General features: G+C 57.4%; 26 protein-coding genes. 20 read left to right on the forward strand and 6 right to left on the reverse strand.

Features of this window, described 5'->3' with window-relative positions; genetic code table 11:
- Nucleotides 1-20: 20 nt before the first annotated feature.
- Nucleotides 21-254 carry an RNA-binding S4 domain-containing protein gene (locus QP109_RS05370; RefSeq protein ID WP_285023827.1) on the reverse strand — a complete coding sequence of 78 codons (234 nt, stop codon included), beginning with the start codon at nucleotides 252-254 and terminating at the stop codon, nucleotides 21-23.
- 116 nt (nucleotides 255-370) lie between these two features.
- Between QP109_RS05370 and hisD the strand changes: the two genes are divergently transcribed.
- The 12 genes from hisD to thiL all read left to right on the forward strand — a co-directional run bounded on the left by hisD (nucleotide 371) and on the right by thiL (nucleotide 9955).
- Complete coding sequence (gene hisD / locus QP109_RS05375; protein ID WP_285023830.1) at nucleotides 371-1708, forward strand: histidinol dehydrogenase; 1338 nt, start codon at nucleotides 371-373, stop codon at nucleotides 1706-1708.
- Between the two features lie 4 nt (nucleotides 1709-1712).
- Entirely contained in the window at nucleotides 1713-2828 is a 1116-nt protein-coding gene (locus QP109_RS05380; protein WP_285023832.1) for a histidinol-phosphate transaminase, read from the forward strand.
- Nucleotides 2825-3442, forward strand: coding sequence for an imidazoleglycerol-phosphate dehydratase HisB (hisB, locus tag QP109_RS05385; protein ID WP_285023834.1), 618 nt, complete (start codon nucleotides 2825-2827; stop codon nucleotides 3440-3442). Before QP109_RS05380 ends, hisB begins: the two co-directional genes overlap by 4 nt.
- 32 nt (nucleotides 3443-3474) lie before the next feature.
- Nucleotides 3475-4230, forward strand: coding sequence for a hypothetical protein (locus tag QP109_RS05390; RefSeq protein ID WP_285023836.1), 756 nt, complete (start codon nucleotides 3475-3477; stop codon nucleotides 4228-4230).
- A gap of 3 nt (nucleotides 4231-4233) precedes the next feature.
- The gene (hisH, locus tag QP109_RS05395) at nucleotides 4234-4869 is read left to right on the forward strand and encodes an imidazole glycerol phosphate synthase subunit HisH (protein WP_285023839.1); all 636 of its coding nucleotides are present in this window, start codon (nucleotides 4234-4236) and stop codon (nucleotides 4867-4869) included.
- 30 nt (nucleotides 4870-4899) lie between these two features.
- Nucleotides 4900-5637, forward strand: coding sequence for a bifunctional 1-(5-phosphoribosyl)-5-((5-phosphoribosylamino)methylideneamino)imidazole-4-carboxamide isomerase/phosphoribosylanthranilate isomerase PriA (priA, locus tag QP109_RS05400; protein WP_285023840.1), 738 nt, complete (start codon nucleotides 4900-4902; stop codon nucleotides 5635-5637).
- Nucleotides 5634-6425 (forward strand): SseB family protein, encoded by a 792-nt coding sequence (locus QP109_RS05405; protein WP_243381051.1) that lies wholly within the window; start codon nucleotides 5634-5636, stop codon nucleotides 6423-6425. The genes priA and QP109_RS05405 overlap by 4 nt, the downstream gene beginning before the upstream one ends.
- 365 nt (nucleotides 6426-6790) lie before the next feature.
- A complete protein-coding gene (gene infC, locus QP109_RS05410; RefSeq protein WP_285023843.1) occupies nucleotides 6791-7390 on the forward strand; it encodes a translation initiation factor IF-3 in 600 nt (199 codons plus the stop codon).
- A gap of 29 nt (nucleotides 7391-7419) precedes the next feature.
- Nucleotides 7420-7614 (forward strand): 50S ribosomal protein L35, encoded by a 195-nt coding sequence (gene rpmI / locus QP109_RS05415; protein WP_006681662.1) that lies wholly within the window; start codon nucleotides 7420-7422, stop codon nucleotides 7612-7614.
- Between the two features lie 24 nt (nucleotides 7615-7638).
- A complete protein-coding gene (rplT, locus tag QP109_RS05420) occupies nucleotides 7639-8019 on the forward strand; it encodes a 50S ribosomal protein L20 (protein WP_006681661.1) in 381 nt (126 codons plus the stop codon).
- 33 nt (nucleotides 8020-8052) lie between these two features.
- On the forward strand, nucleotides 8053-8886 hold the full coding sequence (locus tag QP109_RS05425; RefSeq protein ID WP_285023884.1) for a TrmH family RNA methyltransferase: 834 nt from the start codon (nucleotides 8053-8055) through the stop codon (nucleotides 8884-8886).
- Between the two features lie 79 nt (nucleotides 8887-8965).
- Nucleotides 8966-9955 carry a thiamine-phosphate kinase gene (gene thiL, locus QP109_RS05430; RefSeq protein ID WP_101627282.1) on the forward strand — a complete coding sequence of 330 codons (990 nt, stop codon included), beginning with the start codon at nucleotides 8966-8968 and terminating at the stop codon, nucleotides 9953-9955.
- A 103-nt stretch (nucleotides 9956-10058) separates the two neighbouring features.
- Here thiL and rpmB read toward each other — a convergent pair whose 3' ends face one another.
- Nucleotides 10059-10250, reverse strand: coding sequence for a 50S ribosomal protein L28 (gene rpmB, locus QP109_RS05435; RefSeq protein ID WP_006681658.1), 192 nt, complete (start codon nucleotides 10248-10250; stop codon nucleotides 10059-10061).
- Nucleotides 10251-10668: 418 nt separating this feature from the next.
- On the opposite strand from rpmB, the gene QP109_RS05440 reads away from it, so the two are divergent.
- From QP109_RS05440 to QP109_RS05475, 8 genes are all read left to right on the forward strand, one after another.
- Nucleotides 10669-12336, forward strand: a complete 1668-nt coding sequence (locus QP109_RS05440; protein WP_285023846.1) for a DAK2 domain-containing protein — start codon at nucleotides 10669-10671, stop codon at nucleotides 12334-12336.
- Nucleotides 12333-14489, forward strand: coding sequence for an ATP-dependent DNA helicase RecG (locus QP109_RS05445; RefSeq protein WP_285023848.1), 2157 nt, complete (start codon nucleotides 12333-12335; stop codon nucleotides 14487-14489). Before QP109_RS05440 ends, QP109_RS05445 begins: the two co-directional genes overlap by 4 nt.
- A 63-nt stretch (nucleotides 14490-14552) precedes the next feature.
- Nucleotides 14553-15155 (forward strand): 16S rRNA (guanine(966)-N(2))-methyltransferase RsmD, encoded by a 603-nt coding sequence (rsmD, locus tag QP109_RS05450; RefSeq protein ID WP_101627280.1) that lies wholly within the window; start codon nucleotides 14553-14555, stop codon nucleotides 15153-15155.
- A gap of 82 nt (nucleotides 15156-15237) precedes the next feature.
- Nucleotides 15238-15720, forward strand: a complete 483-nt coding sequence (coaD, locus tag QP109_RS05455; RefSeq protein WP_285023851.1) for a pantetheine-phosphate adenylyltransferase — start codon at nucleotides 15238-15240, stop codon at nucleotides 15718-15720.
- A 27-nt stretch (nucleotides 15721-15747) separates the two neighbouring features.
- Nucleotides 15748-16464: a hypothetical protein gene (locus QP109_RS05460; protein WP_101627278.1), complete on the forward strand. Its 717-nt coding sequence runs from the start codon at nucleotides 15748-15750 to the stop codon at nucleotides 16462-16464.
- Entirely contained in the window at nucleotides 16457-17005 is a 549-nt protein-coding gene (locus QP109_RS05465) for a YceD family protein (protein WP_285023854.1), read from the forward strand. The genes QP109_RS05460 and QP109_RS05465 overlap by 8 nt, the downstream gene beginning before the upstream one ends.
- A 77-nt stretch (nucleotides 17006-17082) precedes the next feature.
- Nucleotides 17083-17811, forward strand: coding sequence for a ribonuclease III (gene rnc, locus QP109_RS05470; RefSeq protein WP_285023855.1), 729 nt, complete (start codon nucleotides 17083-17085; stop codon nucleotides 17809-17811).
- 141 nt (nucleotides 17812-17952) lie between these two features.
- Nucleotides 17953-18567 (forward strand): response regulator, encoded by a 615-nt coding sequence (locus QP109_RS05475; RefSeq protein ID WP_040318714.1) that lies wholly within the window; start codon nucleotides 17953-17955, stop codon nucleotides 18565-18567.
- A gap of 78 nt (nucleotides 18568-18645) precedes the next feature.
- Here the strand turns inward: QP109_RS05475 and QP109_RS05480 are convergent, their stop codons facing one another.
- The 4 genes from QP109_RS05480 to cydB form a co-directional block, all read right to left on the reverse strand.
- Nucleotides 18646-20289, reverse strand: a complete 1644-nt coding sequence (locus tag QP109_RS05480; protein WP_285023857.1) for a sensor histidine kinase — start codon at nucleotides 20287-20289, stop codon at nucleotides 18646-18648.
- A complete protein-coding gene (gene cydC, locus QP109_RS05485) occupies nucleotides 20289-22046 on the reverse strand; it encodes a thiol reductant ABC exporter subunit CydC (RefSeq protein ID WP_285023859.1) in 1758 nt (585 codons plus the stop codon). Before cydC ends, QP109_RS05480 begins: the two co-directional genes overlap by 1 nt.
- Nucleotides 22046-23926 (reverse strand): thiol reductant ABC exporter subunit CydD, encoded by a 1881-nt coding sequence (gene cydD / locus QP109_RS05490; RefSeq protein ID WP_285023861.1) that lies wholly within the window; start codon nucleotides 23924-23926, stop codon nucleotides 22046-22048. Before cydD ends, cydC begins: the two co-directional genes overlap by 1 nt.
- A 187-nt stretch (nucleotides 23927-24113) precedes the next feature.
- Nucleotides 24114-25235 (reverse strand): cytochrome d ubiquinol oxidase subunit II, encoded by a 1122-nt coding sequence (gene cydB / locus QP109_RS05495; protein ID WP_101627265.1) that lies wholly within the window; start codon nucleotides 25233-25235, stop codon nucleotides 24114-24116.
- Nucleotides 25236-25246: the final 11 nt, after the last annotated feature.

Here is a 25246-nt window from a genome sequence, read left to right on the forward strand (position 1 = left end):
TTCGTCGTTGCGCCTCAGGCTTAGTCGATCTTTGCGACGATGGCGCCATCTGATCCCATGGGGGAGTCAACCTCTACGACGTCACCGTCTGCGAGCTGACGACCTCGCCTGGTTTCAACTTTGTGGTTGACGTACACGTCGCCACCCTGGATGAGTTCGCGTGCGAGTCCCCCGTCTTCGGCAAGGTTGGCGAGTTTGAGGAACTGTCCGAGTCTGATGACTCCGCTGACTTCGATGGTGGGGAAGTCTGACATGGACGTTTCCTTTCTGGCGTCTACGATCTTGGGGTGAGTTGTCCTCATTGTGTGCTTCTATGTTCGCGCGTTGGGCGCCGAAGAACCAAATGGGTGTGCCCGCCTATGCTTGGAGTATGGATACTCTGATGCAACGACTGGATCTTCGTGGAACTGTTCTTGAAACGACAGATCTTGCTCATGCGTTGCCTCGTGCTGCGCTGGATACGTCGAAGGCTGCAGATCAGGTTGCTCCGATTGTGAAGCGTGTTCGTGAAGAGGGCGCGCCGGCGCTGTACGACTTGGCTGAAAAGTTTGACCGTGTTCGCCCGGTTTCGCTTCGTGTTCCGGCTCAGGCGATTGCTGATGCTTTGGCGAATCTTGACCCGAAGATTCGTGAGGCGCTTGAGATGTCGATTGCGCACAACCGTATGGGGCATATTCAACAGTTGCCTGCGCCTGCTCAGGTGCAGATTATTCCGGGCGGAACCGTGTCCCAGCGTTGGATCCCAGTTGGACGTGTGGGCCTGTATGTTCCCGGTGGTTTGGCTGTCTACCCGTCGTCCGTCGTGATGAACGTGGTGTGTGCGCAGGTTGCGGGCGTGGAGTCTATTGCGTTGGCGTCTCCTCCTCAGTCAGAGTTCGGCGGTCTTCCTCACCCGACAATTTTGGCGGCGTGCGCGTTGCTGGGCGTTGATGAGGTCTGGGCGATTGGTGGAGCTCAGGCGATTGGATCCTTTGCCTACGGCGTGACCGATGGTGATGACGTCTTGAAGCCCGTCGACGTGGTGACCGGACCGGGCAACATTTTCGTTGCCGCAGCCAAGCGCCTTGTTCAGGGAAAGGTCGGCATTGACGCCGAAGCGGGAACAACCGAGATCGCAATCCTCGCCGATTCCAGTGCTCACCCGGCATTCGTTGCCGCCGACCTGATCAGCCAGGCGGAACATGACCCGGCTGCAGCATCGGTCCTCGTGACCTCCAGCGAGGAACTGGCTGACGGAGTGGAAGCAGAAATCAAGGTGCAGGCGCAGGCGACAACGCACACCGAGCGTATTCTTACCGCCCTGTCAGGCCCACAGTCCGGTATTGTCCTCGTCGATGATGTGGAAGATGGACTGACTGTCGTGAACGCGTACGGCGCAGAGCACCTGGAAGTCCAGACCGTGAACTCCCGCGATGATGCACTGAAAGTGAAGAACGCGGGTGCCATCTTTGTTGGGTCGTACACGCCGGTTCCGCTCGGCGACTACATTGCCGGCTCGAATCATGTGCTGCCCACCGGTGGCACCGCGCGCTTCGCATCGGGATTGAATGTCACGCAGTACCTGCGTTCCCAGCAGGTCGTGGAATACACGGCCGAAGCACTGGATCAGTTGACCGACAATCTGAACACGCTTGCGATCGCGGAAAACCTGCCGGCACACGGTCAAGCTGCCCTGATTCGCCGCACAGCCGCCAAAGACGGAGAGTGACACCATGACGATTCTTCCGATTCGGTCCGATCTTAAAGGGCTCTCGCCTTACGGTGCTCCGCAGCTCAACGTGCCGGTGTGTCTGAACGTCAACGAGAACCCGTATTCGCCCTCCGAAAACGTGATTGCCGATATCGCTGAGTCCGTTGCCAAGGTGGCTGCGGGTCTCAACCGCTACCCGGATCGCGACTTCATGGAACTACGTGGCGCGCTCGCGGACTACCTAGAAAAAGAATCCGGTGTTCGTCGTCGTCCGGAACTGATGTGGGCAGCGAACGGCTCAAATGAAGTGATGCTACAGATCCTGCAAGCATTTGGTGGCCCTGGCAGGACGGCCGTCAGCTTTGCTCCGACGTACTCGATGTACCACGAGTACGCGCGCGACACGAATACCGAGTGGGTGCAGGGGCGTCGCGATGATGACTTTACATTGAACCGCGCGCTCGTCGAAGAAACACTGAAAGCGCAGCGTCCTTCTGTTGTTCTGCTGGCCAGCCCGAATAATCCGACGGGCACAGCGTTGCCGTTCGAGGACATTGAGTGGATCCTGGACATCGCGCGCGAAAGTGGCCCGGAGATTGACGGCCAGACGTCTGCGTCGATCGTCGTTATTGACGAGGCCTACGGTGAATTCCGCAGAACCGGTACACCGTCATCTCTTGAACTCTTGGACGCGAACGAGCACCTCATCGTCAGTCGCACAATGTCGAAGGCCTTCGGCATGGCGGGCCTGCGCCTCGGCTATATGAGCGCCTGCCAAGAAATCATCGACGCGATCATGTTGGTTCGCCTGCCGTACCACCTCTCAGCTCTCACGCAGGCAACGGCGCTTGCTGCTTTGCGCCACACGGATGAACTGATGGCACAGGTGGCCTCGTTGCGCGCCGAACGTGACCAGCTGGTCACGTGGCTGAAAGACAAAGGCTTCGACGCTGTCGATTCGGATGCCAACTTTGTCCTCTTCGGACGCTTTGATGACCGCGAAGCCATCTTCCAGGCTCTGCTTGATCGCGGAATTCTGATCCGAGTTGTCGGGCCTGAGGGCTGGCTTCGTGTCAGTATTGGAACACCTGAAGAAACCGCCAGCTTCAAAGCAGCACTTGAGGAGATCACGAAATGACGAACACCTTTACTACTCCGCGTACCGCCGTCATTGACCGCGTGACGTCTGAGTCCTCGATCCACCTCGAGCTGAACTTGGATGGAACGGGAAAGAATGACATTTCCACCTCCGTTCCTTTCTATGACCACATGTTGACTGCGCTGTCGAAGCACTCGTTGATTGACCTGACGGTGAAGGCGACGGGCGATATTGATATCGACGTGCACCACACGGTTGAAGATACGGCGATCTGCCTGGGTCTTGCGCTGAAGGAAGCGCTGGGGGACAAGCGCGGTATTCGTCGTTTCGGCGATGCGACTGTTCCGCTCGACGAGGCGCTGGCTCACGCGGTTGTTGACGTCGCGGGACGTCCCTACATTGTGCATTCGGGTGAACCTGCCGGTCAGGAATACCACCTGATTGGTGGCCACTACACCGGTTCGATGACGCGTCACGTCTTCGAATCCCTGACCTTCAATTCCGGAATTTGCCTGCACATGAACGTGCTTGCTGGTCGCGACCCGCACCACATCGTCGAGGCCCAGTTCAAGGCGTTGGCACGAGCTCTTCGTGCGGGCGTTGAGCCGGATCCTCGCGTCGATGGAATTCCATCGACCAAGGGTGCGCTCTAAGCCGAGTCGAGCGTAGGTAGCAGGGGAGAGTTATGTCGCGTCGTGATGACGACTTCGATGCCGAGTTCGCGGATCTTGTCGCGTCCCTTGACAGCGAAGATTTAGGCAAGGAAACGCTTGACGGCGAAGTGTATGCCGACGATGTACTGGCGGCACATAATCTGAGAGAAAAGCCCGCTGGTGCAGATACGGCGAGCGAGACAGACAACAGGGACGCATCGACCAAGACGTTGAAAGATCCTGACGATGTCCCGGTTGATGAATCCCTCCATCTTGACGGTGGCAAGCTGTCAGTTGGTTTGGTTCTGGCCCCGATTCCATCGCCTGGCGCGCTTCACTCTCTTTTGGCTCTGTCTGGTTTGAACCTCAGCGTCGTCCGTTTGAAGCCATGGACGGCGATCTGGCAGCGCGTGGAAACTCAGCCGACTGACGAAGAAGAGTTGGATGCGTTGCTTTCCGGCCAGCGTCCCATGCCCACTCCCATCGACGAGGCCGCCCGCGTTGTTTCACGCCTGTCCAAATATGGGGCGGTTGCAATCATGTCGTGGCTGGTTGAAGGCGATGGGGTTGAACCCGGTGTTTCTGGTCGGATTACAGCCCAGCGTTATGTGAACGGACAGCCGGAAGAAACGATTCCTGCGGGTGTTTTACTTGGTGCAATGCCACAGGCAACCGAGGACCTACTGCTTGGACGTTCGACCCCTGAAGATTACGAGGACTCCGTGTCTGCGGATGGGACGAGCCGTAAGCGTCCGGGCGGTTTCTTTGGCGGATTGTGGAAGAAGTAGACGATGACGCACGTAGTTGTTTTTGATTATGGTTCGGGCAATGTACGCTCTGCGTGCCAAGCTTTGGAACATGTGGGCGCCGATGTTGAACTGAGCGCAGACCGTGAAGCAACATTGAATGCTGATGGCTTGCTGGTGCCTGGCGTGGGCGCGTTCCATGCGGTGATGCGCCAGTTGCGCGTAGCTGACGGCGAAAACATTATTGACATGCGTCTTGCTGGTGGGCGCCCGGTGATGGGTATTTGCGTTGGCCTGCAGATCATGTTCTCTTCGTCAGAAGAGAAGGGTGAAGGCGAGGGCCTGGGCCAGTGGCCGGGTGTGGTGAAGCGTTTGGACGCTGAAGTGGTTCCGCACATGGGCTGGTCACCGATTGAAGTGGCTACCGGTTCGAAGCTATTCGCGGGAGTCGAAGACCAGCGCTTCTATTTCGTTCACTCCTACGGTGTCCATGACGATCCGACCGCGGCGTTAGCTGGGGGAGTGACCACCCCACCGTTGACGTCCTGGGCGCGGCACGGAAATTCCCGCTTCGTTGCAGCCGTAGAAAACGGCCCATTGAGTGCAACCCAGTTCCACCCGGAAAAGTCAGGAGATGCCGGTATGACGCTACTGGCAAACTGGCTTGACACACTGAAGTAACTTCACGCAATAAACGATTAAAGGATTTCCATGAACGACCTGATTCTTCTTCCCGCCGTTGACGTTGTCGACGGACAAGCCGTTCGCCTGACCCAGGGTGAAGCTGGTACGGAAACACACTACGGTCACCCGATGGACGCTGCGCGCTCTTTCGCAGATGCTGGGGCAACGTGGCTGCACCTCGTCGATCTGGATGCCGCATTTGGACGTGGGTCGAATGCTGCGCTACTTGCTGAGATCACCGCGAACGTGGATATGAATGTCGAACTGTCCGGTGGCATTCGCGATGATGAGTCGCTCAAGCGCGCTTTGGGAGCCGGTGCCCGTCGCGTGAACCTTGGTACTGCAGCTTTGGAAAATCCAGAGTGGACCGAGCGAGTTATTAAAGAATATGGCGATCAGATTGCTGTCGGCTTGGACGTGCGTGGAGATACCTTGTCTGCCCGCGGATGGGCCCGCGATGGAGGCAATCTTTGGGAGACAATCGAACGCCTGAACAAGGCGAGTTGCGTGCGCTACGTGGTCACTGACGTGACGCGCGACGGCATGCTGTCGGGACCGAACGTTGATTTGCTTGCCCGCGTTTGCGATGCAACCGACGCCGCCGTTGTGGCATCCGGTGGCGTGTCAACGCTGGATGATATTGCCACCCTGCGAGGTCTTGTTGGCGCTGGCGTCGAAGGCGCGATCGTCGGCAAAGCCCTCTACGCTGGTGCATTCACGATCGAAGAAGCCCTGAAGGTTGCGCGGGGGCTTTATAAACGATGAGCGAAACCATGGATGGGCGCCCAATTCCAGTTCTCGATGATGCGCAGAAGAGCCGGCTTGCTGCTCGGTTGAAGATGATGAATCGCAATCGCGGCGATTCGGGTCAGATTCTCGAAGCGACGAGGCATGCGCTGGCTCTTGAAGTGGATAGTGATAATGGCGCAGCCAGATTGGAAGCCCTCGCCGATGCTTTGGCTCACGATCGCGTGATTGTCCCGATTGCTGTTGAAGAAGATCCGCGAGCCACCGGAGGCCACGCAGGGTTTGACGGCGACGGGCAGGCGCCGACGGACTTTGTTCGCGTTGACTGCCTGGCAGGCAAGGCGATTGCCGTATTCTCTTCGGCCGATCAACTTCGGGCTTTCGATGCTTTAGCCAGACCCACCGCTCTCGCATTCCGCAGCGTTGCCCTTGCTGCGCTGGTGGAAACCGGAGGTCGAGTTGTCATGGATCCTGCCGGGTCCAACGTTGTGATACCACGTCCCGTTGTCGCGGCACTTGCGCAGGGAGACACGTGGTTGCCAGCGTGGAAAGACCAAGAACTCGCCGAAGAGTTGAAGGTGCTCGCGCAGGTAAGCCATAACGGAACCTCGCCGATCGTTGACGTGCAGCTGACCTGCGGGGCAGTTGGAAACGTGACTGTCACCCTGTTTGTCAACGCTAATGCTGATCAACGCGGGCTTAAAAAGTCGCTGATGGAAGCAGTGTCTGCTATCGGAGATTCACAACGTCTTCGGGTATCAGCCGACAGGATTGAAATCGTTCCACGTTGGGTGAGCGTCGCATAGCCCGCACGTCGTATAGTTCGCGCATGTGAGCGATCCCATCTGCGTCGAAGCTACTGAAATTGGTGCGCTATCAGCGCAGATGTTAAAGTTGAGGCAACCGTCTGGGCGAATGCCTGGAATGCAAGCGGAGTTTCCTCCCACCTGGATGCCCGCCTTGGCTTGCCAAGGTCCACGCAATTGGCGTGATGTGAAAGGGGATCGGGTTCTTCGGTAGACGTTTCGACGTCTGTCAAATGGGCTGGCCTCCGTGCGCATGAAGTGCAACGGAGGCCATTTTCGTTGCTCTTCACGAAGTACCGTGGAAGGAGCCACTCATCAGCGAGACTCGCATTAACGAGCGCATCCGAGTTCCTGAGGTTCGCCTTGTGGGGCCCGGAGGGGAACAGGTCGGCGTCGTTCGTGTTGAAGACGCCCTGCGCCTGGCCGAAGAGGCCGGCCTTGACCTGGTAGAGGTTGCACCCGACGCTAAGCCGCCGGTTGCCAAGCTCATGGATTACGGCAAGTTTAAGTACGAAGCCGCCCAGAAGGCTCGCGATGCTCGCCGTAATCAGGCGAACACCCAGCTGAAAGAGATCCGCTTCCGCTTGAAGATTGACGACCATGATTTTGGCGTTAAGAAGGGACACGTTGAGCGTTTCCTTTCCCAGGGCGACAAGGTCAAGGTCATGATCATGTTCCGCGGACGTGAGCAGTCCCGTCCTGAAGCTGGCGTTCGCCTGCTTCAGCGCTTGGCCGAAGAGGTTGGTGAGCTCGCAACAGTCGAGTCCATGCCTCGCCAGGATGGTCGCAATATGACCATGGTTCTCGCGCCCACGAAGCGTAAGTCTGATGCTTTGAACGAACAGCGCAAGCGTCGTGAAGCAGAGCGTGAAGAACGACGCGGTAAGCGTAAGGAACGCGCAAGCAAGGACCAGGCACGTTGCGCAAAAGCGGACACCACGGACAAGACTGACATTGACGTGTAAGCGTTGATGGAACAAAGAAGGAATAGCAAATGCCGAAGAACAAGACGCACTCCGGTGCGAAGAAGCGCTTCCGCGTGACCGGCTCGGGCAAGATCATGCGCGAGCAGGCCGGTGCGCGCCACCTGCTGGAGCACAAGTCCAGCCGCAAGACCCGCCGCCTCGCCACTGACCAAGTCCTTGAGAACGCAGACGTCAAGCGCGTCCGTCGTCTCCTTGGCAAGTGAGCTTCGCAAAAGGAGATTTGAAACATGGCACGTGTCAAGCGTTCTGTTAACGCCAAGAAGAAGCGTCGTACAGTCCTCGAGCAGGCGTCCGGCTACCGTGGTCAGCGTTCCCGCATGTACCGCAAGGCCAAGGAGCAGGTCACTCACTCCTTCGTCTACTCCTACCGCGACCGCAAGGCCCGCAAGGGCGACTTCCGTCGCCTCTGGATCCAGCGCATTAACGCTGCATCGCGCGCACAGGGCATGACCTACAACCGTTTCATCCAGGGCCTCGGCCTTGCTGGTGTTGAGGTCGACCGTCGTATGCTCGCCGAGCTCGCCGTCAACGACATCAACGCATTCAACGCGCTGGTGCAGGTTGCCAAGGATGCTCTGCCGGCAGACGTCAACGCCCCCAAGGCCTGACATACGGTGACTGTGAAGTCCGAGCGCCCGTCCATGCTCGCCAATCCTCACGCTGAACGCGTGAAGAAAGTGGCAGCGTTGGCCGGGCGCTCGGCACGTCGTAAGACGAATCTTCTGCTTGTTGAAGGGCCACAAGCAGTCCGCGAGCTTCTGGCTTTTAGTGGCCAGCATGTTCGCGATGTGTACTTCACTGAAGGTGCAGCGAGTCTGCATCCCGACGTGCACGCCCTTGCTTCTTGTGTGACCCGCTGGTGCCATACGGTGACCGATGAGGTCGCTTCTGTAATGAGCCCTGATGCTCAGGGCATTATTGCCGTTGCAACACGTGACGCATTGATGTCCAAGTTGCCAGATAGTGCGCCCCGGCAGACATATGTTGTGCTTGCCCAGGGACGCGATCCGGGCAACGTTGGTACGATCATTCGCACCGCTGATGCGATGGGATGCGCCAGTGTCATCGTCGTTGCGGGCACCGTCAATGTTGCCAGCCCAAAGGTTATCCGTTCCTCCGCAGGCAGTGTCTTCCACCTTCCGCTCGTTGGCGTTGCCTCGTTCGACGAGGCCGCCCAGTTGCTCAAAGCACGTGGTGTGCATCTGCTAGGCACCAGTGGCGGAGTGGGCATCGAAGACCTTGGTCAGGCGATGACTCAGGCAATCGCTGAGGGAGCGGGTCCTCTTGCCTCATCTCATGCGTGGGTCTTCGGCAATGAAGCGAAGGGCATGAGCCAGGCTGAACTCGATGCGTGTGACACCCTTGTCCGCATCGACATGACCGGTCAGGCCGAGTCCCTGAACGTAGCATCGGCAGCCTCAATGTGTCTTTTCGCTTCTCAGTGCGCGCGCTTGTCCAATGAAGCGCTGAAATAGTGTGCGCGGCCTCGTGAATTAATGAGTGAATCAGGCGCCAGCTGTCCTTTCGTCTCTACGAACCAACTAGGCTTGAACCATGACGTTGGTAAGTGAATGCTCGGAATCTGAACTCATTCGTCGCTATCAGGAAGTTCTTCCCGTTGGCGAACGCACCATGATCGGAATCGGCGACGACTGTGCGCAGATTGCAACCCCTGAAGGATCGTTCGTCGTATCGACGGATGTCATCGTCGAAGACCAGCACTTCCACCGGTATTGGTCCGACGCTTACCAGATTGGTGCTCGTATTACCGCGCAGAATCTTGCAGATATCGCCGGTATGGGTGGGTACACGTCATCGATCGTTATCTCTGTTGTGCTCACTCCTGACACCGAAGTCGAATGGCTGATCGACTTGGTTCGAGGTATCGGTGATCGTGCCCGCGAAGTCGGTGCCGGCGTCGTCGGTGGTGATATGTCGGCGGGAGAAAAGATGGTGCTGTCGATGACCGTCATGGGCTGGTGCGAAGGCGATCCCGTGGTGCGTTCGGGAGCGAAGCCCGGTGATGTGATCGCGGTGAGTGGTCGACTTGGTTTCTCGCACGCCGGCTTGGATCTGTTGCTGGGCGAGCACATTGACCCTGCAATTCGTGACGACGAGTCAATGGGGATCATGGCTGAAGCCCTCAACATGTATCGCGCTCCTGAGCCACCGTTGGAGACCGGGCCAGCTGCTGCGCGCGCCGGTGCCCACGCAATGATGGACCTATCTGATGGCATTGCTATGGATGGCACGCGTATGGCGAAAGCGTCTGGTGTGATCATTGATCTCGATCCGACTGCGTTGGAACGCGAAGCAGAACCGTTGCGTCAGCTCGCCGAGATCTGCGGTGTGAACCCGGTGGAATGGGTCGTCTTCGGCGGAGAAGACCACGGCATGATCGCTGCCTTTGGACCAGATGCGACCATTCCCGAAGGATTCCGCATTGTGGGGCACGTCCGCGAGGTCGGTGAAGGGGAAAACGCGAATATGTTCCTGAACGGCCACGCCTTGCGTGGGAAGTGGGATCACTTCAAGAACGAGTAAGAGGCATTCGAGGTGAAAAAGTCTGGCTCGCAAGGACATCCTTGCGAGCCAGACTTATAAAGTGTAGTGACCTTTTAAAGGTCATCCAACAGGTGCGGGGCTATCAGATAGCGCGCTGAACCTTGTCGGACTTCAGGCACTTGGTGCACACGTTCAGGCGCTTCGGGGTGCCCTCAACAAGGGCGCGAACGCGCTGAATGTTCGGATTCCAGCGGCGGTTGGTGCGAACGTGAGAGTGTGACACGCTCTTGCCGAAGCCGGGTCCCTTACCGCACACGTCACAAACGGCAGCCACGATGATCTCCTCGGTTGTCAAAATAGGTTATTCCCGTTTTCACAGGACAGTATTGAGCGGTGTAGTCCACCGCAGGCAACTATGAAAGATTAACGGATTAACGCCTTCAACTCCAAGTTTTGCACCCTTTGTGGGCTGTCAGGTAGCCCACATTCGTTGATAGGTCGCGGATTGTGTGCGGCTCGCGGCAGTGTGCATAGCGGGTTGAAGGCCAGAGCAACGCTTGCAGAATCCTAGCGCGCAGTTTGGTTTCTACATGTGGTTCGTTCTTACCTAGAAATGCGATCAAGAAGCTCAGCGTGAGCCGTGGAATACGAAGCGATAAAAATGCAACGATTGTCGGGCTTAGATGTGTCTGGCGCGCCGAACGCTGATCCCTGAACAATAATGAACGCAAAGCTAAACGGATGGAGCAAGAGTGGAACTGAATGCTGGGACTGTCGCCTCCCTGTTGCGAGTGGCAGCAAATGAATCTGCCACGCTTGCTCAGTTCCTGAACGACCTCGACGGGTGGGACGGCTCAGACTGCGATACTGGCACGAACGCTGCACATACGCTGGCCTCCATGGCAAGCGCCGTCGAACGTCTAGATCCGGTTTCGTCGTTTGCTTCCGGGCTTGAAGCCGGTGTTGACGCTGGCATCGTCCTTGCCCAAGGGCATATTGGCGTCATCATTACTGCTGTTCTTTCCGCATGGTCCAAGGCCCTCAATGGTCCAGGTCAGATCACGCCGATTCAGCTTCGTCGCATGCTGTGTGCACCAAATGCGATCCAATCCGATTCCCATGTCACTGACGTTTTGCGTCGAACCCACCTGTCGAATGCGATCGTGACGGTCTTGGATACAGCCAGAACCGCCGCCACTGATTTGGGCGACACGATTGAATCAAACGAATACCTGGTTTCGTGGTACTCACTCGCAGCTCAAGAAGGCCTGATTGGCGCCACAAATGAGAGAACAGGGCGTATCGACGCAGGCGCATCCGTCCTGACCATCCTCTTCGCCTGCTTTGACTCGGTTGTTTCAGGACAAACATCAGTACTCGAGTCGCTGGCTCATATGCTCAGCGAATTAGCGGAAAACAACGGTGATATCCCCAGTCAGAACGTTCCCGCCCCGAACCGCGCATTCAGTGTCGATATCGTCTGGCAGGCGACTGCAATAGACGCAGACCACTTTTTTACTTCCATTGAGCTCATGGGAGCACGCCTTTCCTGCGTTGGAATGCTTGACCCATTCGGCGTAGGAATGTGGCGCCTACACATCGACACGTCCGCCCCTCTTTCAGTACGCCCCAAGACTGGACGCCTTATCAGATTCCAAGTCGCTGACGCGCGTCCAGATGAGATGCTCGGCGTCGACGAGCTCGCCGAAGAAGGCATTACCCACCGCGGTGTTCGCCTTCTCGAACGGCGACCCATGCGACGAGTCGAACGCGCCCGAGTCCTTGTATGCACCCGAGCTCCCGGATTGATTGAAGATGTCGCCAGAACAGGTGCAATCGTTCTATACAATCCCAGCGCCGAAGACGGGGCGGGAATCATGGAGATTGCCACGTCCTCATCGACGGGCGTCAGTCTGTTCGTGCCGTGCGACGATGAGTCTTCAACACTTGGCACTATGCTTGCCTCTCGTCTGAACGCGCCCCAATCCCTGTTTGCCCCCGAGCCCGCAGATGCCACCTCGTCAACCGACGCCATCATTGTGGTGGCGCAGTCGAACGATGAACTGTCAGCGTTCTACGTCGCGCACACATGCGCCGGCTACTTCGTTCCGCAACCCGGCGGGCACACAGTGGGGCCAACAATGGAACGCCTGCTCACCCAAGGGGCGAGCCAAGCGCTTGAAAACCAGGTGACCTATTCGCTCGACTCGGACGATGATCTTGCTATTTCGCAACTGGTCGCCGACATTGCACGCAGGAACCCCACGCAGTTCCGCCTGCTCCTGTCCGCACACGACGGTCCGGATTTGGTTGGACTGGTCCGGCAACTGGTGATGCACGCTGACTCTCTCCTCGATGACATTGATGTGATCGACGGGGGACAAGCGGGGCGAAGTCTCATAGCGGGTATGTGGGCATGAGCGAACTCGATACCCCGCTTTCTCTTCGCCTCCCTGCGCCAACCGCGCGCAAACTCGCAAAAGCAGGGTTTGAAACCGTTGAAGACCTGCTTCTTTGTGCGCCTCGTCGCTACTACCACTGGGGCGCACTGACCCCGATGTCGATGCTGCACGAAGGCGAAGATGTAACGATCCTCGCCCAAGTTGCACGAGCAAACCTCGTTGCAAACCGAAGCCGTCAGGGCGTTCGCCTCGAAGTACAACTGACCGACGGCATTACCACGATGAACGCGACCTTCTTCGCGCACAATGAATACAAACTCGCCGTCCATCAGCGCCTCTTGAAACCCGGAGCCTCATTCCTTTTCGCCGGAAAAGTCGGATCCTACCGCGGTAACCTTTCGCTGGTACACCCCAGCTTCGAAGGAATGGATGACGCCAGCGACTCAGCAGAAGAACGCTCCCAACGGCCCATCCCGATCTACCCGACAAGCGGGGGGATCACCAGCTGGATCATGGCACGCAGTATCACCATGATTCTCGATTCTCTGGACGATGAATCGATTGACGACGTGATCCCGGCCGACATCCGAGAACAACGAAAACTACCCAATCGCGCCACGGCTTTGAGGATGCTCCACCAGCCATCTACCGACGACGACTACAAACAGGCGAAAACCACATTCGCGTTCGAGGAAGCTTTCACCCTTCAATGCATCCTGGCCAGGCGACGCTACGGGGAACGCTCTCTAGTTGCGCCTGCTTGTCCGCTCACCTCATCGCACGCAGTCAGTGAATTCATTGCATCGCTTCCCTTCACTCTGACCGACGCCCAATCACGCGCGCTCAAAGAAATTGACGCCGACATGAACCAGACCGTCCCCATGCAACGACTCCTCCAAGGAGATGTGGGTTCAGGGAAGACCGTTGTTGCGCTCGCGGCATTGATTGCGGCGGTTGACGCTGGACACCAGGGTGCACTGGTGGCGCCGACTGAAGTGCTGGCCGGACAGCATCTTGAGTCGATGCGCGCGTTAGCGCAGGGGGTCATGGTCGATGGGAAACCAGTTGATATTCGTCTGTTGACCGGTTCGACACCGCCTGGGGCGCGTCGCGAAATGAGCGCGCTCATTGAAGCGGGGGAGCCACTGATCGTGGTGGGGACTCACGCTTTGTTCTCTGACAGTGTTGCTTTCAAAGACCTCGGCGTTGTTATTGTGGATGAACAGCATCGTTTCGGCGTTGAACAGCGCGATACATTGCGCACCCGCGGCGGGGGGCGTAGCGCGCACCAGCTGGTGATGACGGCGACTCCGATTCCTCGTACGGTCGCGATGACGGTGTTCGGTGATCTGGAAGAGACACGCATGGCGGGGATGCCTGCCGGTCGTACGCCGGTGCAGACGTTCCTTGTTGATAGCGCGAATTCGGTGTGGATGGAGCGCTTGTGGACTCGAGCGCACGAAGAGATTGAGCGCGGTGGGCGTGTCTACGTTGTCTGTCCGCGTATCGACGAAACGGATGAGGTCACCGACGCTGAAGGAGAAGAAGCGAATCGCCCCCCGCTTGCGTCGGTCGAAAAGGTCAGTCAAACCCTGCGCCGTCTTCCCGCTCTTGGAGCGCACCGGATTGAAACGTTGACGGGCCGCACTCCGCCAGCGGAAAAAACCCAGATCATGGAGCGTTTCGCATCCGGAGAATCGCCGATTTTGGTTTCTACGACCGTCATCGAAGTGGGCGTGGACGTCAAGAGTGCGACGATGATGGTGATCGTTGACGCCCAACAGTTCGGCTTGGCGCAGTTGCATCAGTTACGAGGCCGCGTCGGCCGTTCGTCGACCCCATCCGTGACGATGGCGGTTCATCGTAGCGATTTGAATCCGGACTCGATGGAGCGTCTTGAAGCATTTGCATCAACGACGGACGGTTTTGAGCTCGCAGAAAAAGATGTTCAGCTCCGTCGTGAGGGAGATGTGTTGGGAGCAGGGCAGTCCGGTCGCAGTTCGCACCTGCGTTTCCTTTCTGTTCGACGTGACGAACGGATTATTTCCCACGCTCGCAGCGATGCACTGCGGATTATCGAAGAGGATCCGCAGCTGATGAATCATCCGGAGTTAGCGTGTGCTTTGAGGCGCTTGTCGGCTGATTCTCTTGCTTGGATTTCGATGAGCTAAAGGGTGCTACCGTGGTGATCCCTGCGATCCTGGCGTTTTGCTTCGCCCGATAGACTATGGGTCATGACTCGAATCGTTGCAGGCTCAGCCAAAGGTCGCGTGCTGAAAGTTCCCGCGAAGGGGACGCGTCCAACATCGGAACGCGTCCGCGAGGCGCTGTTTTCTCGCCTGGAACATATGAACGTGGTTGAAGACTGTCTGGTTCTTGACCTTTATGCCGGTTCGGGAGCATTGGGGTTAGAGGCCGCGTCACGAGGTGCCTCGCGCGTGGACTTGGTTGAAAAATCGGCACCGGCAGCGCGAATCATTGCTCACAACATCCGCGCAACCGGTCTGAAAGCGCGGGTTCATACCGCCTCGGCGGCCACCTTCTTGGGGGCGCGTGATTTTGAGACGCTCAGTGGAGAGTTTGATCTTGTGTTGCTTGATCCTCCCTATGACGTGAGCGAAGAAGAGGTGGCGGAGGTGCTTTCACGTCTTGGATCGTGGATCACCCCGGATGCGCTTGTCGTTGTTGAGCGTTCCAGCAGGTCACCAGAGCCTTTGTGGCCGGATTTCCTTGTGAAGGAAGATCAGCGGACGTGGGGTGAGACCGTCGCATGGTTTGCCGGTCCGCCCGTGAAAGCCGAAGTAGAGACCGACTTGGATCTCAGATCAGTTCATTGAGCAATCGTCGTTAATCCCACCCGGCAAGGCTTGGGGGATACTATCGACTTCAATATCCTCGACTTACTAGAACAGGACGACAATGCGAGTTCTTTTTGCGGGATCATTTGATCCCATCACCATCGGCCACGCCGATATCATCACCCGCGCTGCCTCCTTCGCCGACGAACTAGTTGTTGCGGTGGGCATAAACCCTAAGAAGAAATACATGTTCGATCAGGACAAGCGTGTCGACATGGTGAACGCTGTCGTGGGTCAACTGGGGAACGTGCGCACCGTGAAAATGGAAGGGACGTTGATTGACTGCGCGAAGTCGAACGATGTTTCTTTCATCGTTAAGGGCGTTCGTAGGGCAAGCGATGTTGATACCGAGCTTGCCCAGGCCGCGGTGAATCGTGACCTTGGAGGGGTGGAAACTCTGTTTATCCCATCCCGACCAGAGCTGTTGTTGGTGTCCTCGTCAATGGTTCGTGAACTTCTTGACCTGAGATTAAGTGTTTCTCGGTATGTTCCGAACGAAATTGAGCCGTTTGTAGCGCAAAATAGAGCAAAGAAAGGTCACTGAGACCGCTTCAACGATCTGGAGGACACAATGTCGGATCCCGTAACGCCTGAACCCAGCGAAAACGAGACGTGGGATGAGAACACGGTTTACGGACCGTCGACCGTCATTGCTGCTCTCGATCAGATTGAAGCGCTCGTCGAAGAGGCTCGCGCTGTTCCGCTTTCGGCAATGATCATGCTGAACCGTGCGGAGATCCTGGATCTTCTTGACCAAGCACGTGAAGCGTTGCCGGAAGATTTGGTTGCTGCCGACGCTGTTGTTGCTGACGCCGATGCCGTTTTAGGGCGCGCAGATACCGCTGCCGAAACGACTATTGCTGAAGCTAATTCTCGTGCTCAGTCAACTCTGGACGAAGCCGAAGAAAAGGCGAAGCACATCGTCGATTCTGCGAACGAACAGGCTGAACGCACGGTTGCTCGCGCGAACGAAGAAGCTGAGGCTTCCGTAAATCAGGCTCGCTCTGAAGCTGAAGCGATTCTGGTCGACGCTAACGAGCAAGCGAAGCGTCTGGTTTCCAGCGAGAACATTACTCGTATGGCCGAAGATCGTGGTCGTGAGATTGTTGGTCAGGCTCGTAAGCAGGAAGAAGAACTGCGTCTGGGCGCTGACGACTATGTTGCGAAGTCGCTAGCTGAGCTGTCGGGTATGTTGGCGGATCTGCAGCGTCGCACTGAGGCCGGTCGTCGTGCCATCGCGGAGCGCCAGGGCATCGACGTGACTGACATTGATCTCGACAATGAGTGACTCTCCTCTTGTCATCTCGTTGGTGACACTGTCGCGTCAGATTGGTTCTTTCCGTCACGAGGATCTGCATTGGGTTGCGCCCGATGATTTGAGGACTCCGTCAATGGGGGTTGAACCGGGCACTCCTTTAGATTTTGGGGTTGATCTGACCAGCGTTGATGATGGCGTATTGGTTCGCTTGACCACCAGTGTTGACCTAGTGGGCGACTGCGTGCGCTGTCTGGATCCGGTCAGTGTTCACCATGACATTGATACGTCGGATGTCTTCTTTGAAACGGCTCCCGTGGCTACAGAGGAGGACGACGACGCCGATGACGTTCGCTTGATTGGTCAGCGTGACACGATCGATCTGGAGCCGATGATTCGCGATTCGATCATGACGCTGGTGGATGATCGTCCACTGTGTCGGCCTGATTGTGGAGGCTTGTGTGACGTGTGCGGACAGAAGTGGGATGAGCTCCCTGAAGATCATGAGCACTTCCAGGTGGATCCGCGTTTAGCTTCTCTTGCTTGTCTTTTGGATCAGGCCAAAGACAACTAGGACTGCTAGCGGTGCCCAAGCACGCTAGGGTGGCTCCTCACTGCACAATTGTACGAACAGAAGTTGAAGACGGACGTATGTCGCATAAGAAGAAACTCCCAGTTCCCACCAACACGGACTACGACCAGCTCATGGAACGTTGGGGATCGAGTATCGATCCTGACCTTCTGCTCCTTGCCCTGACTCACCGTTCATATGCGAACGAAGCCGGGGGGTTGCCGAATAATGAACGCCTCGAGTTCTTAGGGGACGCGGTTCTGTCAGTAACGACCGCGGATCGTTTGTTCCACGACTACCCGGATGTCGCGGAGTCATCTTTGTCGCAGATGCGTGCTTCCACGGTTTCGCAAACTCCGCTGGCGCAGGCTGCTCGTCGTATTGGGCTTGGGGATTTTATTTTCCTCGGCAGAGGAGAGGCCGCTTCTGGTGGCAGTGACAAGGATTCGATCCTTTCCGACACGTTCGAGGCGCTGATCGGGGCGACGTATCTGACGCACGGTATGGAGCACACGCGAGCCGTTGTGCTGGCCAATCTTGAGTTCCTGCTGAGCCAGGCCGAGGTACGAGGATCCCATCATGACTGGAAAACCTTGCTTGTCGAATATGCGAAGGCGCATAACCTTGGCGAAATTCGCTATGAGGTTGAAGGTTCGGGCCCGGATCATAACCGTTCTTTCACTGCGACCGTCTTCGCGTCGAATGTTGAAGAACCGTTGGCTGTTGCCAGCGCATCGTCGAAGAAGCACTCCGAGAGTGCGGTTGCGCAACAGGCTATGGAGCTTCTTTACTCTCGCCTTGGTGACTAAGAGGTGGCCAAAGGACGAAGAATCATCGCAATTTAACCGGTTCTTTGCGACTTCTTGCCCGACCGCTCGATATAGGATCTAGGACTTGTCTAGGATATGACTGTGACTGAAAACCCCAAGAATGCCAAGATTACTCGCGTCATGATCATCGACGATCATGAGATCGTTCGACGCGGTATTGCTGAGATTATTGATCGCGATGATGCCCTTGAGGTCGTTGCTGAAGCAGGTAGTGTCGCTGACGCCGTGCGTCGCGCAGATCTGGTTCGCCCAGACGTTGTTCTGGTTGATCTTCAGCTTCCCGATGGTACGGGTATCGATATTCTGAAGCAGCTTGCGGTTTCGCATCCGGAGATCCTGCCGATCGTGCTTACCTCGTTCGACGATGATGAGGCTTTGGCTGAATCTCTTGAAGCTGGTGCGCACGCTTACGTGTTGAAGACCGTGCGCGGTGCAGAAATCACGGACGTGATTAAGGCTGTTGCTGCTGGTCGTATTCTGCTGGACGAGCGCACGATCACGCGTCGTCGCGCTGACCATGATGATCCGACCGCTGACCTGACTCCGTCAGAGCGCAAGGTTTTGGAACTGATTGGCGATGGTCTGTCGAACCGTGAGATCGGTGAGAAGCTGGGCGTTGCAGAAAAGACCGTGAAGAACCACATCACGTCGCTTCTGTCGAAGATGGGCTTGCAACGTCGCACTCAGGTGGCAGCGTGGGTCGCTGGCCAGCGTGCGGCCGCGTGGAGGAACTAAAGCTTCGTTCTTTCTACTGGCTACGAGGTCGGGGCGCAGTTCGTACGAACTGCGCCCCGACCTGTATGAAGTTGGAACTTAGGCTAGCGGAGCGCGGAAGGTGATCCTGGCGCCGAGGCCTCCGATTCCGATTCCCTGTTCGAAGCTCCCACCACGGATGCGGGCGCGCTCGGACATGTTGGACAGGCCAGAGTTTCTGGTGTGGTTCGGGTCGATGCCTCGTCCGTCGTCGGCGATTGAAACGGTGACGTGCCCGTTTTCTCCCGTTCCCATGACGTCAACGGTCACCGAGCCCGCAGTGGCATGTGCATGGCGTGCGATATTGGATAGGCCTTCGCGCACGATGGCGACAATGTCATCTCCCAAGTCGGGGCCGATGCGATTGTCGATGGTTTCGATCATCAGCTGTTCGTCGTCTGCGACTTCGTTAATCGCGTGACCATCCAGTGTGATCAACAGGGATGGGGCAAAACCAAGGAAGGAACGTGTCAGTGATGCTTCGCGTCGAATACGTTCCACCAGTGCCACTGATTTGTCGGGTTCACGTAGGTTGTGGACGATTGCTCGGATTTGGCGTACAGCCTCGTCGATGGAGGCTAGAGCACGGTCCAGTGTGGCAGTAATGGCCTCAGGATTCGGGTGTCCGCTTTCTACTTCCACCTTGGCGGCATCCAGTTGCATGCCGGTGGCGAACAGCTGTTGGATCGCGAAATCGTGCAGGTCGCGTCCGATACGATCTCGCTCGTCGAGCAGTGTGGCCACGTCTTCAGCGTGCTTAGCGGAGGCGAGCTCCAGTGCCAAGGCGGCTTGAGATGCGAGTGATTCAGCCAAAGACAATTCGGACAGATCAAATTCTGGCTGTCCGATGCGACGAAGCAGGATCAGAATGCCAGCGGAGTTACCTCGCGAACGGAGGGGCGCGTAGAGCGCCGGTCCGAAGGCTGCAAGCTGAGGAAGACGCATGGTTTGCGCCCGCGCCATGGAGTCGACGATCATGCCCGTTCCTTCGTGGAGCACGCTCATCGCGCGCCCCTCGGGTGGGAAGACAACGCCGAGAAGAGTATCAGCCAGGTAGCCGTCAATGATTTCGGCAGCCCAGGTGTCACCAACGGAAGGCAGAACGATGATCGCCGTATCTGCACGTGAAACCTCTCGCACGGTCTGTGCGATCAGCTCAAGGGCTTCTTCTTCGTCGGTGCCTTCAAGCATCGTGGTTGTCAGCTGCTGGGAAGCGGAAATCCAGCGTTCTGTTCGACGCGAGTCCGCGTACAGGTGAGCATTTTCCACTGCGACGCCCGCGGCGGGAGCAAGCATTGACAAAACATCGGCGTCAGAGGCTGTGAATCCGCCGTTCTTATCGGTCAGGAAGAGGCGTCCATACACCTGCTCGTTGATCAGCACGGATACGCCCAGGAAACTGGTGATTGATGCCGGAGGAATGTCCTCGCATTCGCTCATGTCGTTGATCAGTAGGTGACCGGTAGCGGGGATTTGGCTGATCAGTTCTTCTGGCATTGAAGGTGAATGTGGCAGTGCTTCGCTGGTGTGTTCGATCAGCTGGGATGCTTCGCCCCATGTGTCAAGGACGATCAGGGCGCCGTATGGTGCGCGGGTGAGCTTGCAGGCTTGGTCGACGAAGCTGGTCAGGGCCTTGCGCAGGTCGAGCGTGCTGGTGAGGTCAAGGGCGGCCTTCACCAGGGCGTGTTCTGAACCCCATGGCATTAGTTTTCCTCTTCCTGGCCGACAGCCCAACGGTAGGCCTGAGATGTTTCAAGAAGGTCGGCGTGTGTGCCTCGCGCAATCAATTCTGCTTGGGTTCTTTCGCCGCCTGATCGTCCGAAGAACAGGATCTCGTCGGCGTTTTCGAGGGCGCTCAGGCGATGCGAGATGAGCAGGATGCCACGCGTCGGATCCGAGAGCAGGTCGGAAATGAGCGTGTCAGCTGTCGACGCATCCAAGTGCTCGCCGGCCTCATCGAGGAGTAGCAGGGGAGCGGGTGAAGCGAGGCCTCGTGCGATGAGCAGGCGTCGACGTTCACCGCCGGACACTGTCGTGCCATCTGAACCGATCATGGTGTGGATCCCATCGGGCAGTGCTGCAAGCCAGCTGGCCAATCCAACGCGTTCAAGTAGAGCGATTGCACTGTCTTTGCTGAGCTCACCGTTGGCGACTCGCAGGTTTTCTAAGACGGATGTGGCGAAGATATGCGCGTCTTCGGTCGTGACATTGACAATCTTGGTGAGTTGTACGCGGTCGGCTTCCCATGCGTCCACGCCGTTCACCTGCGCAGATCCAGCCTTCGGCGGAATCATGCCAGCCAAAGTCAGCGCGAGCGTCGTCTTACCGATACCCGACTCGCCCACGATCGCGATGGATTTGCCCGGGTGCAATTCCAGATCGATCGAATCGACGAGGCTGGGGCCACTTGGCCATCCGATCGTCAGGTTCGTGGCGGCAAGTGACGGAACGTCAGTGTGTGGAACGGGGTGGGTAGCGACTTTGGTGGGTTCGCCAAGCATCTCGTCAATACGGACTGCCGCGGTCGCGGACTTGACCAGCTGGACGCCTGCGGGGGCTAGTTCAGCGGTTCCTTCAAACGAGGACAGGGGAGTGAGAACAAGGACTGCGAGAAGCAGGCCGGTAATCATGCCACCTGTTGTTTGAGGAATGCCGATCAGCAGTGCGGCGACAACGGCTGCTCCCATTGCTGCTCGGTCAATCCCGGAAGCTAGAGCAGCCATCCGCGCACTGCGGTGTGAGGCTTCAACGAGCTTTTCTTCGGTCTCATCAATCGATGCTCTAAACGCCTCAAGTTCTCCGGACACCTGGAGTTCAGAGGTTCCCTCCATGACGGTCAGGATCTGCGTCGACAGGTCAGTGCGCGCGCGAAGCGTATCAATTTGAGCGATTCGTGCAGCGTGCATCGACAGTAAGGGGGCTCCGACCCCCGATACCAAAAGACAGATCGCAACCAGTAGCGCAGCGGGAACGGAAATGAGTCCAAGACCAATGACCGTACAGATTCCAACGATTGCTGCCACGCAGGTGGGGAGCAGGGTCTTGACAACCAGATCGCCCAAATCATCCACGTCTGCGCCCGTACGAGCAAGCAGATCACCGCGCTTCATCGCGGTCAAGCGGTCGATGGGATTGTGCGCGAGGCGGCGATAGAGGTTCTGGCGCAGGGCGTCCATGCCACGCAAAGCAACGCGATGGCTGGCCAAACGGCCCGCGTATCTCAGGAGTGCGCGCGATACGCCGAATGTGCGTACGCCAACGGCAGCGACGGTCAGGAACAAAACCGGTGGGTGCTCTGATGCCCTAGCGATCAGCCAAGCAGCAGTCGCACCAAGGGCAATAGCGGCACCAAGAGCACCGGAAGCAAGCAGAACAGAGAAGAGGAATGCTTTGGTATCGACCTCGACGAGGGGGAAGACTCGTTTCAGAGCACGCTTTTCTTCGCGAGTAATGAACAGCATCAGTTCACCGCCTTTTCTGGGTCGGTATCGGTCGCACTGACCGTCAAGATTCCTGGCAGATCAACATCGACGCTGGTCTGTGCCCAGTCATTGACCCCAAGTTGCGGATACTCTTCGATATCTTGGATGGTAGCGGGCGCGCTTTCAACCAGGATGACCAGATCGGCAATCGTCTTTAGTGCCTGACGGTGTGCGATAACCAGAACCGTTTTCCCCTGTGATTTAAGAGCTCGAATAGCCCGCGTGATCTCTTCTTCGCTGACGGCATCAAGATGCGCTGTCGGCTCGTCGAGGATCACCAGCGGTGAGTCATTCACCAGTGCGCGCGTCAGTGCAAGACGCTGCCGCTGCCCAACTGACAAGCCAATGCCACCCACGCCAACCTTTGAATCCCAACCATCGGGCATTGCTTCAACAATGGTGTGGAAACCTGTTGCTTGCGCGGCTTCGACGAGGCCGCTTGTCACGGTTTTCAGCGCCATGTTTTCAAGGAGCGTGCCGGGAAGGATCGTCGGAGCCTGAGGAACCCACGTGATTTGTTTCCACCACGAGTTTGCATCGCAGTCGCTAACGTCGCAGGACGGTGTAGCCCCGTCAAGAGGAGCAAGGACAACGTTCCCCTTTGTCGGAGTCAGCAGGTTCAGAATCGTCAGAACAGTTGTCGACTTACCGGCCCCTGACGCACCTTCAAGAACGGTCAGCTGTCCCGGCTGAATCGAAGCTGAAAGATTGTGAGGAGCCCATGTACCGCGAGCCGCCACGCTCAGGTTTTCCAGCTCAATCGTGCATGATGAAATCGGGGGCAAAGAAACAGGTGAAGTGCTGTCCCCATCCGCCCCTGAATTGGGGGAAGAAGTTGAAGTGGTGAGCGTGGCCTCGTTACTGGGGGAAGAAACGAGGTGCGAAACGGTACGCGAAGCCTGCGGGCGCTCAGTTTCGATGATCTCGAAGGCGCTTTGTGCGGCGGCCACACCGTTCGCGGAAGCGTGGAATTGCGCGCCAACCTGACGAAGCGGTTCGAAGACTTCGGGGGCCAACATGATGACGGCGAGGCCGGTAAACAGGGTGACGTTGCCGGCGACAAGGCGCATACCGACTTCGACGGCAACAAGAGCAACCGACAGGGTGGAAAGGAATTCAAGGGCTGCACCCGACAGGAACGCGACGCGCAGGGTTGCCATTGTGGTGCGCGTGTTCTCTTTGCCCAGGGCTTCAAGGTGCGCACGAGGTCCATTCTCGCGACCCAAACTGCGCAGGGTAGGCAAGCCCGCCATGAGGTCAAGAAGCTGCGAGCCCAGACGCTCCATTGCGACCAGCTTCGCCTTCGACGAATCCTGAGTAAAACGACCGATCAACGCCATGAAAACTGGAATCAACGGAATGACGAAGAGCGCGATGACGCCCGACCATGCGTCCAAATAGAGCATGATAGCCAAAGCCAAAGGAGTTGCCGTCATCGTCAGGACAAGCTGAGGAAGGAACTTTACGAAGTAGGGGCCCAGATCATCTAAGCCACGCGTCAAAAGCGTTGTCGTGTCGGCGCCGTGAACTGCACGCCAGCGGGGACCGAGTTCTTCGGTCGCATGCAAAACCTCGCAACGAAGATCTCGGATGGCACTGTCTGCAGCGCGCTGACCGAGCGAATCGCGCAACCCAACAAGCAACCCACGAATAATGATCACGATCACCAGCGCAACAACGAAACCTGCAACGTCACCAAGGCGAGCGTTGCCGGTGATCACGGGGGAGAGCGCTGCCGAGATCAGTAGGGACTGAGTGATCACGGCGATGGCAATCAGCGTGCCGATGAGCCCCGTAATAATGATGGGCTTTCGTGCAGAACGCGCGTATTTCAAAAGCCGTGGATCAAAAGGTCGCATTGAACTATTTTGCCGTAATTTCTGGGGGAAGCGGTAACTGAAAAACAGTGCGGACACGGCTGGAAGGCGGGGTGAATCGAGGTACGAAAGACCGGTATCCAGACGTTGGTGAATGTGGCACTGCAATCGTGGTGAAACACAACGGTGGCCCGGCACTGACGCACCGGGCCACCGAAGTGTTTAAAGATCAGCCAGCAAGGAAGTTCTCACCAAGACGGATCTTGGAGGGAATCAAGCCGGGGTTCTGATCGACGTCGCTAACCGACACGCGCTTGCGGAAGGCCCAGTAGGACCATGCCGTGTAGATCAGGACGATCGGCGTGAAGATCAGAGCAACGATCGACATGACAACCAGGGTTGCCGGTGAGGACGATGCCTGGTCGATCAAAAGCGAGTATGCCGGGTCGATCGAGGACTTCATGACGGCCGGAGCCATTGCCGAGAAGACCCAGGTGACGGTCGAAGCGATTGCGACAGCCATCAGGATGAAGGACAGACCTTCGCGACGCAGTGCCTTCTGGCTGAATGCGGTCGAGGCAATGATCGCGAGTGCTGCGACGAGCAATGGGATCCATGCCAGGACGTTAGCCGAGTAAGCGAACTGACCCCAGATCAGGAAGATTGCGGCAACGACGGTTGCTGCGATCGACAGGGGAGCTGCCAGGCCGTTTGCGCGCTCACGCACATCGCCTTCGGTCTTGAGCGCCAGGAACTGGGCACCGACTGCCGTGCAGACGGCCAGGATTGCGACGCCACCGAGGATAGTGAACGGGGTGAGCAGTGAGAAGAAGCCACCGGTCAGCTGGTGCGTTGCGGTTGCAAGCGAATTAGTGACCATATCGGGTGCGACAACAACGCCGGTCAACTCATCGACGACCTCGATCTTCATGCCCTGAACGAGGTTTGCGAATGCAACACCGAACAAAACGGGAACCAGGACAGCGGTCACGGTGTGGATAGTGTCCCACGCGCTACGCCACTTTGCCGTTGCGATCTTTGCGCGCCACTCAAGAGCGGAGATGCGCAGGATCAGGCAGAAGAGAATGAGGAACAGGGCAAGGTACATGCCCGAGAACATCGTGGCGTACCACTCTGGGAATGCTGCGAAGGTGGCGCCACCGGCGGTGAGTAGCCAGACCTCGTTGCCGTCCCAGTGGGGACCAATGGTGCGCAGCATCTGCGTGCGTTCTTCGTCGTTCTTGCCGATAACTTTCAGCAGGATGCCGACGCCGAAGTCAAAGCCTTCGAGGAACAGGTAGCCGGTCCAAAGAACAGCGATGAGGATGAACCAGAGGATTGAAAGTGTCATTGCAGTTTCGC

This window comes from Pauljensenia sp. UMB9872, assembly GCF_030212665.1.
GTDB lineage: Bacteria > Actinomycetota > Actinomycetes > Actinomycetales > Actinomycetaceae > Pauljensenia > Pauljensenia turicensis_B.

What these genes read in the sequence shown, in the direction of transcription:
- hisB (WP_285023834.1), top strand. Translation starts at nt 2,825, where the DNA reads ATGACGAACACCTTTACTACTCCGCGTACCGCCGTCATTGACCGCGTG.
- rsmD (WP_101627280.1), top strand. Translation starts at nt 14,553, where the DNA reads ATGACTCGAATCGTTGCAGGCTCAGCCAAAGGTCGCGTGCTGAAAGTT.
- QP109_RS05475 (WP_040318714.1), top strand. Translation starts at nt 17,953, where the DNA reads ATGATCATCGACGATCATGAGATCGTTCGACGCGGTATTGCTGAGATT.
- QP109_RS05460 (WP_101627278.1), top strand. Translation starts at nt 15,748, where the DNA reads ATGTCGGATCCCGTAACGCCTGAACCCAGCGAAAACGAGACGTGGGAT.
- hisD (WP_285023830.1), top strand. Translation starts at nt 371, where the DNA reads ATGGATACTCTGATGCAACGACTGGATCTTCGTGGAACTGTTCTTGAA.
- hisH (WP_285023839.1), top strand. Translation starts at nt 4,234, where the DNA reads ATGACGCACGTAGTTGTTTTTGATTATGGTTCGGGCAATGTACGCTCT.
- priA (WP_285023840.1), top strand. Translation starts at nt 4,900, where the DNA reads ATGAACGACCTGATTCTTCTTCCCGCCGTTGACGTTGTCGACGGACAA.
- coaD (WP_285023851.1), top strand. Translation starts at nt 15,238, where the DNA reads ATGCGAGTTCTTTTTGCGGGATCATTTGATCCCATCACCATCGGCCAC.
- thiL (WP_101627282.1), top strand. Translation starts at nt 8,966, where the DNA reads ATGACGTTGGTAAGTGAATGCTCGGAATCTGAACTCATTCGTCGCTAT.
- QP109_RS05380 (WP_285023832.1), top strand. Translation starts at nt 1,713, where the DNA reads ATGACGATTCTTCCGATTCGGTCCGATCTTAAAGGGCTCTCGCCTTAC.
- QP109_RS05370 (WP_285023827.1), bottom strand. Translation starts at nt 254, where the DNA reads ATGTCAGACTTCCCCACCATCGAAGTCAGCGGAGTCATCAGACTCGGA.
- cydB (WP_101627265.1), bottom strand. Translation starts at nt 25,235, where the DNA reads ATGACACTTTCAATCCTCTGGTTCATCCTCATCGCTGTTCTTTGGACC.
- QP109_RS05465 (WP_285023854.1), top strand. Translation starts at nt 16,457, where the DNA reads ATGAGTGACTCTCCTCTTGTCATCTCGTTGGTGACACTGTCGCGTCAG.
- cydD (WP_285023861.1), bottom strand. Translation starts at nt 23,926, where the DNA reads ATGCGACCTTTTGATCCACGGCTTTTGAAATACGCGCGTTCTGCACGA.
- QP109_RS05390 (WP_285023836.1), top strand. Translation starts at nt 3,475, where the DNA reads ATGTCGCGTCGTGATGACGACTTCGATGCCGAGTTCGCGGATCTTGTC.
- cydC (WP_285023859.1), bottom strand. Translation starts at nt 22,046, where the DNA reads ATGCTGTTCATTACTCGCGAAGAAAAGCGTGCTCTGAAACGAGTCTTC.
- QP109_RS05480 (WP_285023857.1), bottom strand. Translation starts at nt 20,289, where the DNA reads ATGCCATGGGGTTCAGAACACGCCCTGGTGAAGGCCGCCCTTGACCTC.
- rplT (WP_006681661.1), top strand. Translation starts at nt 7,639, where the DNA reads ATGGCACGTGTCAAGCGTTCTGTTAACGCCAAGAAGAAGCGTCGTACA.
- rnc (WP_285023855.1), top strand. Translation starts at nt 17,083, where the DNA reads ATGTCGCATAAGAAGAAACTCCCAGTTCCCACCAACACGGACTACGAC.
- rpmI (WP_006681662.1), top strand. Translation starts at nt 7,420, where the DNA reads ATGCCGAAGAACAAGACGCACTCCGGTGCGAAGAAGCGCTTCCGCGTG.
- QP109_RS05445 (WP_285023848.1), top strand. Translation starts at nt 12,333, where the DNA reads ATGAGCGAACTCGATACCCCGCTTTCTCTTCGCCTCCCTGCGCCAACC.
- QP109_RS05425 (WP_285023884.1), top strand. Translation starts at nt 8,053, where the DNA reads ATGCTCGCCAATCCTCACGCTGAACGCGTGAAGAAAGTGGCAGCGTTG.
- QP109_RS05405 (WP_243381051.1), top strand. Translation starts at nt 5,634, where the DNA reads ATGAGCGAAACCATGGATGGGCGCCCAATTCCAGTTCTCGATGATGCG.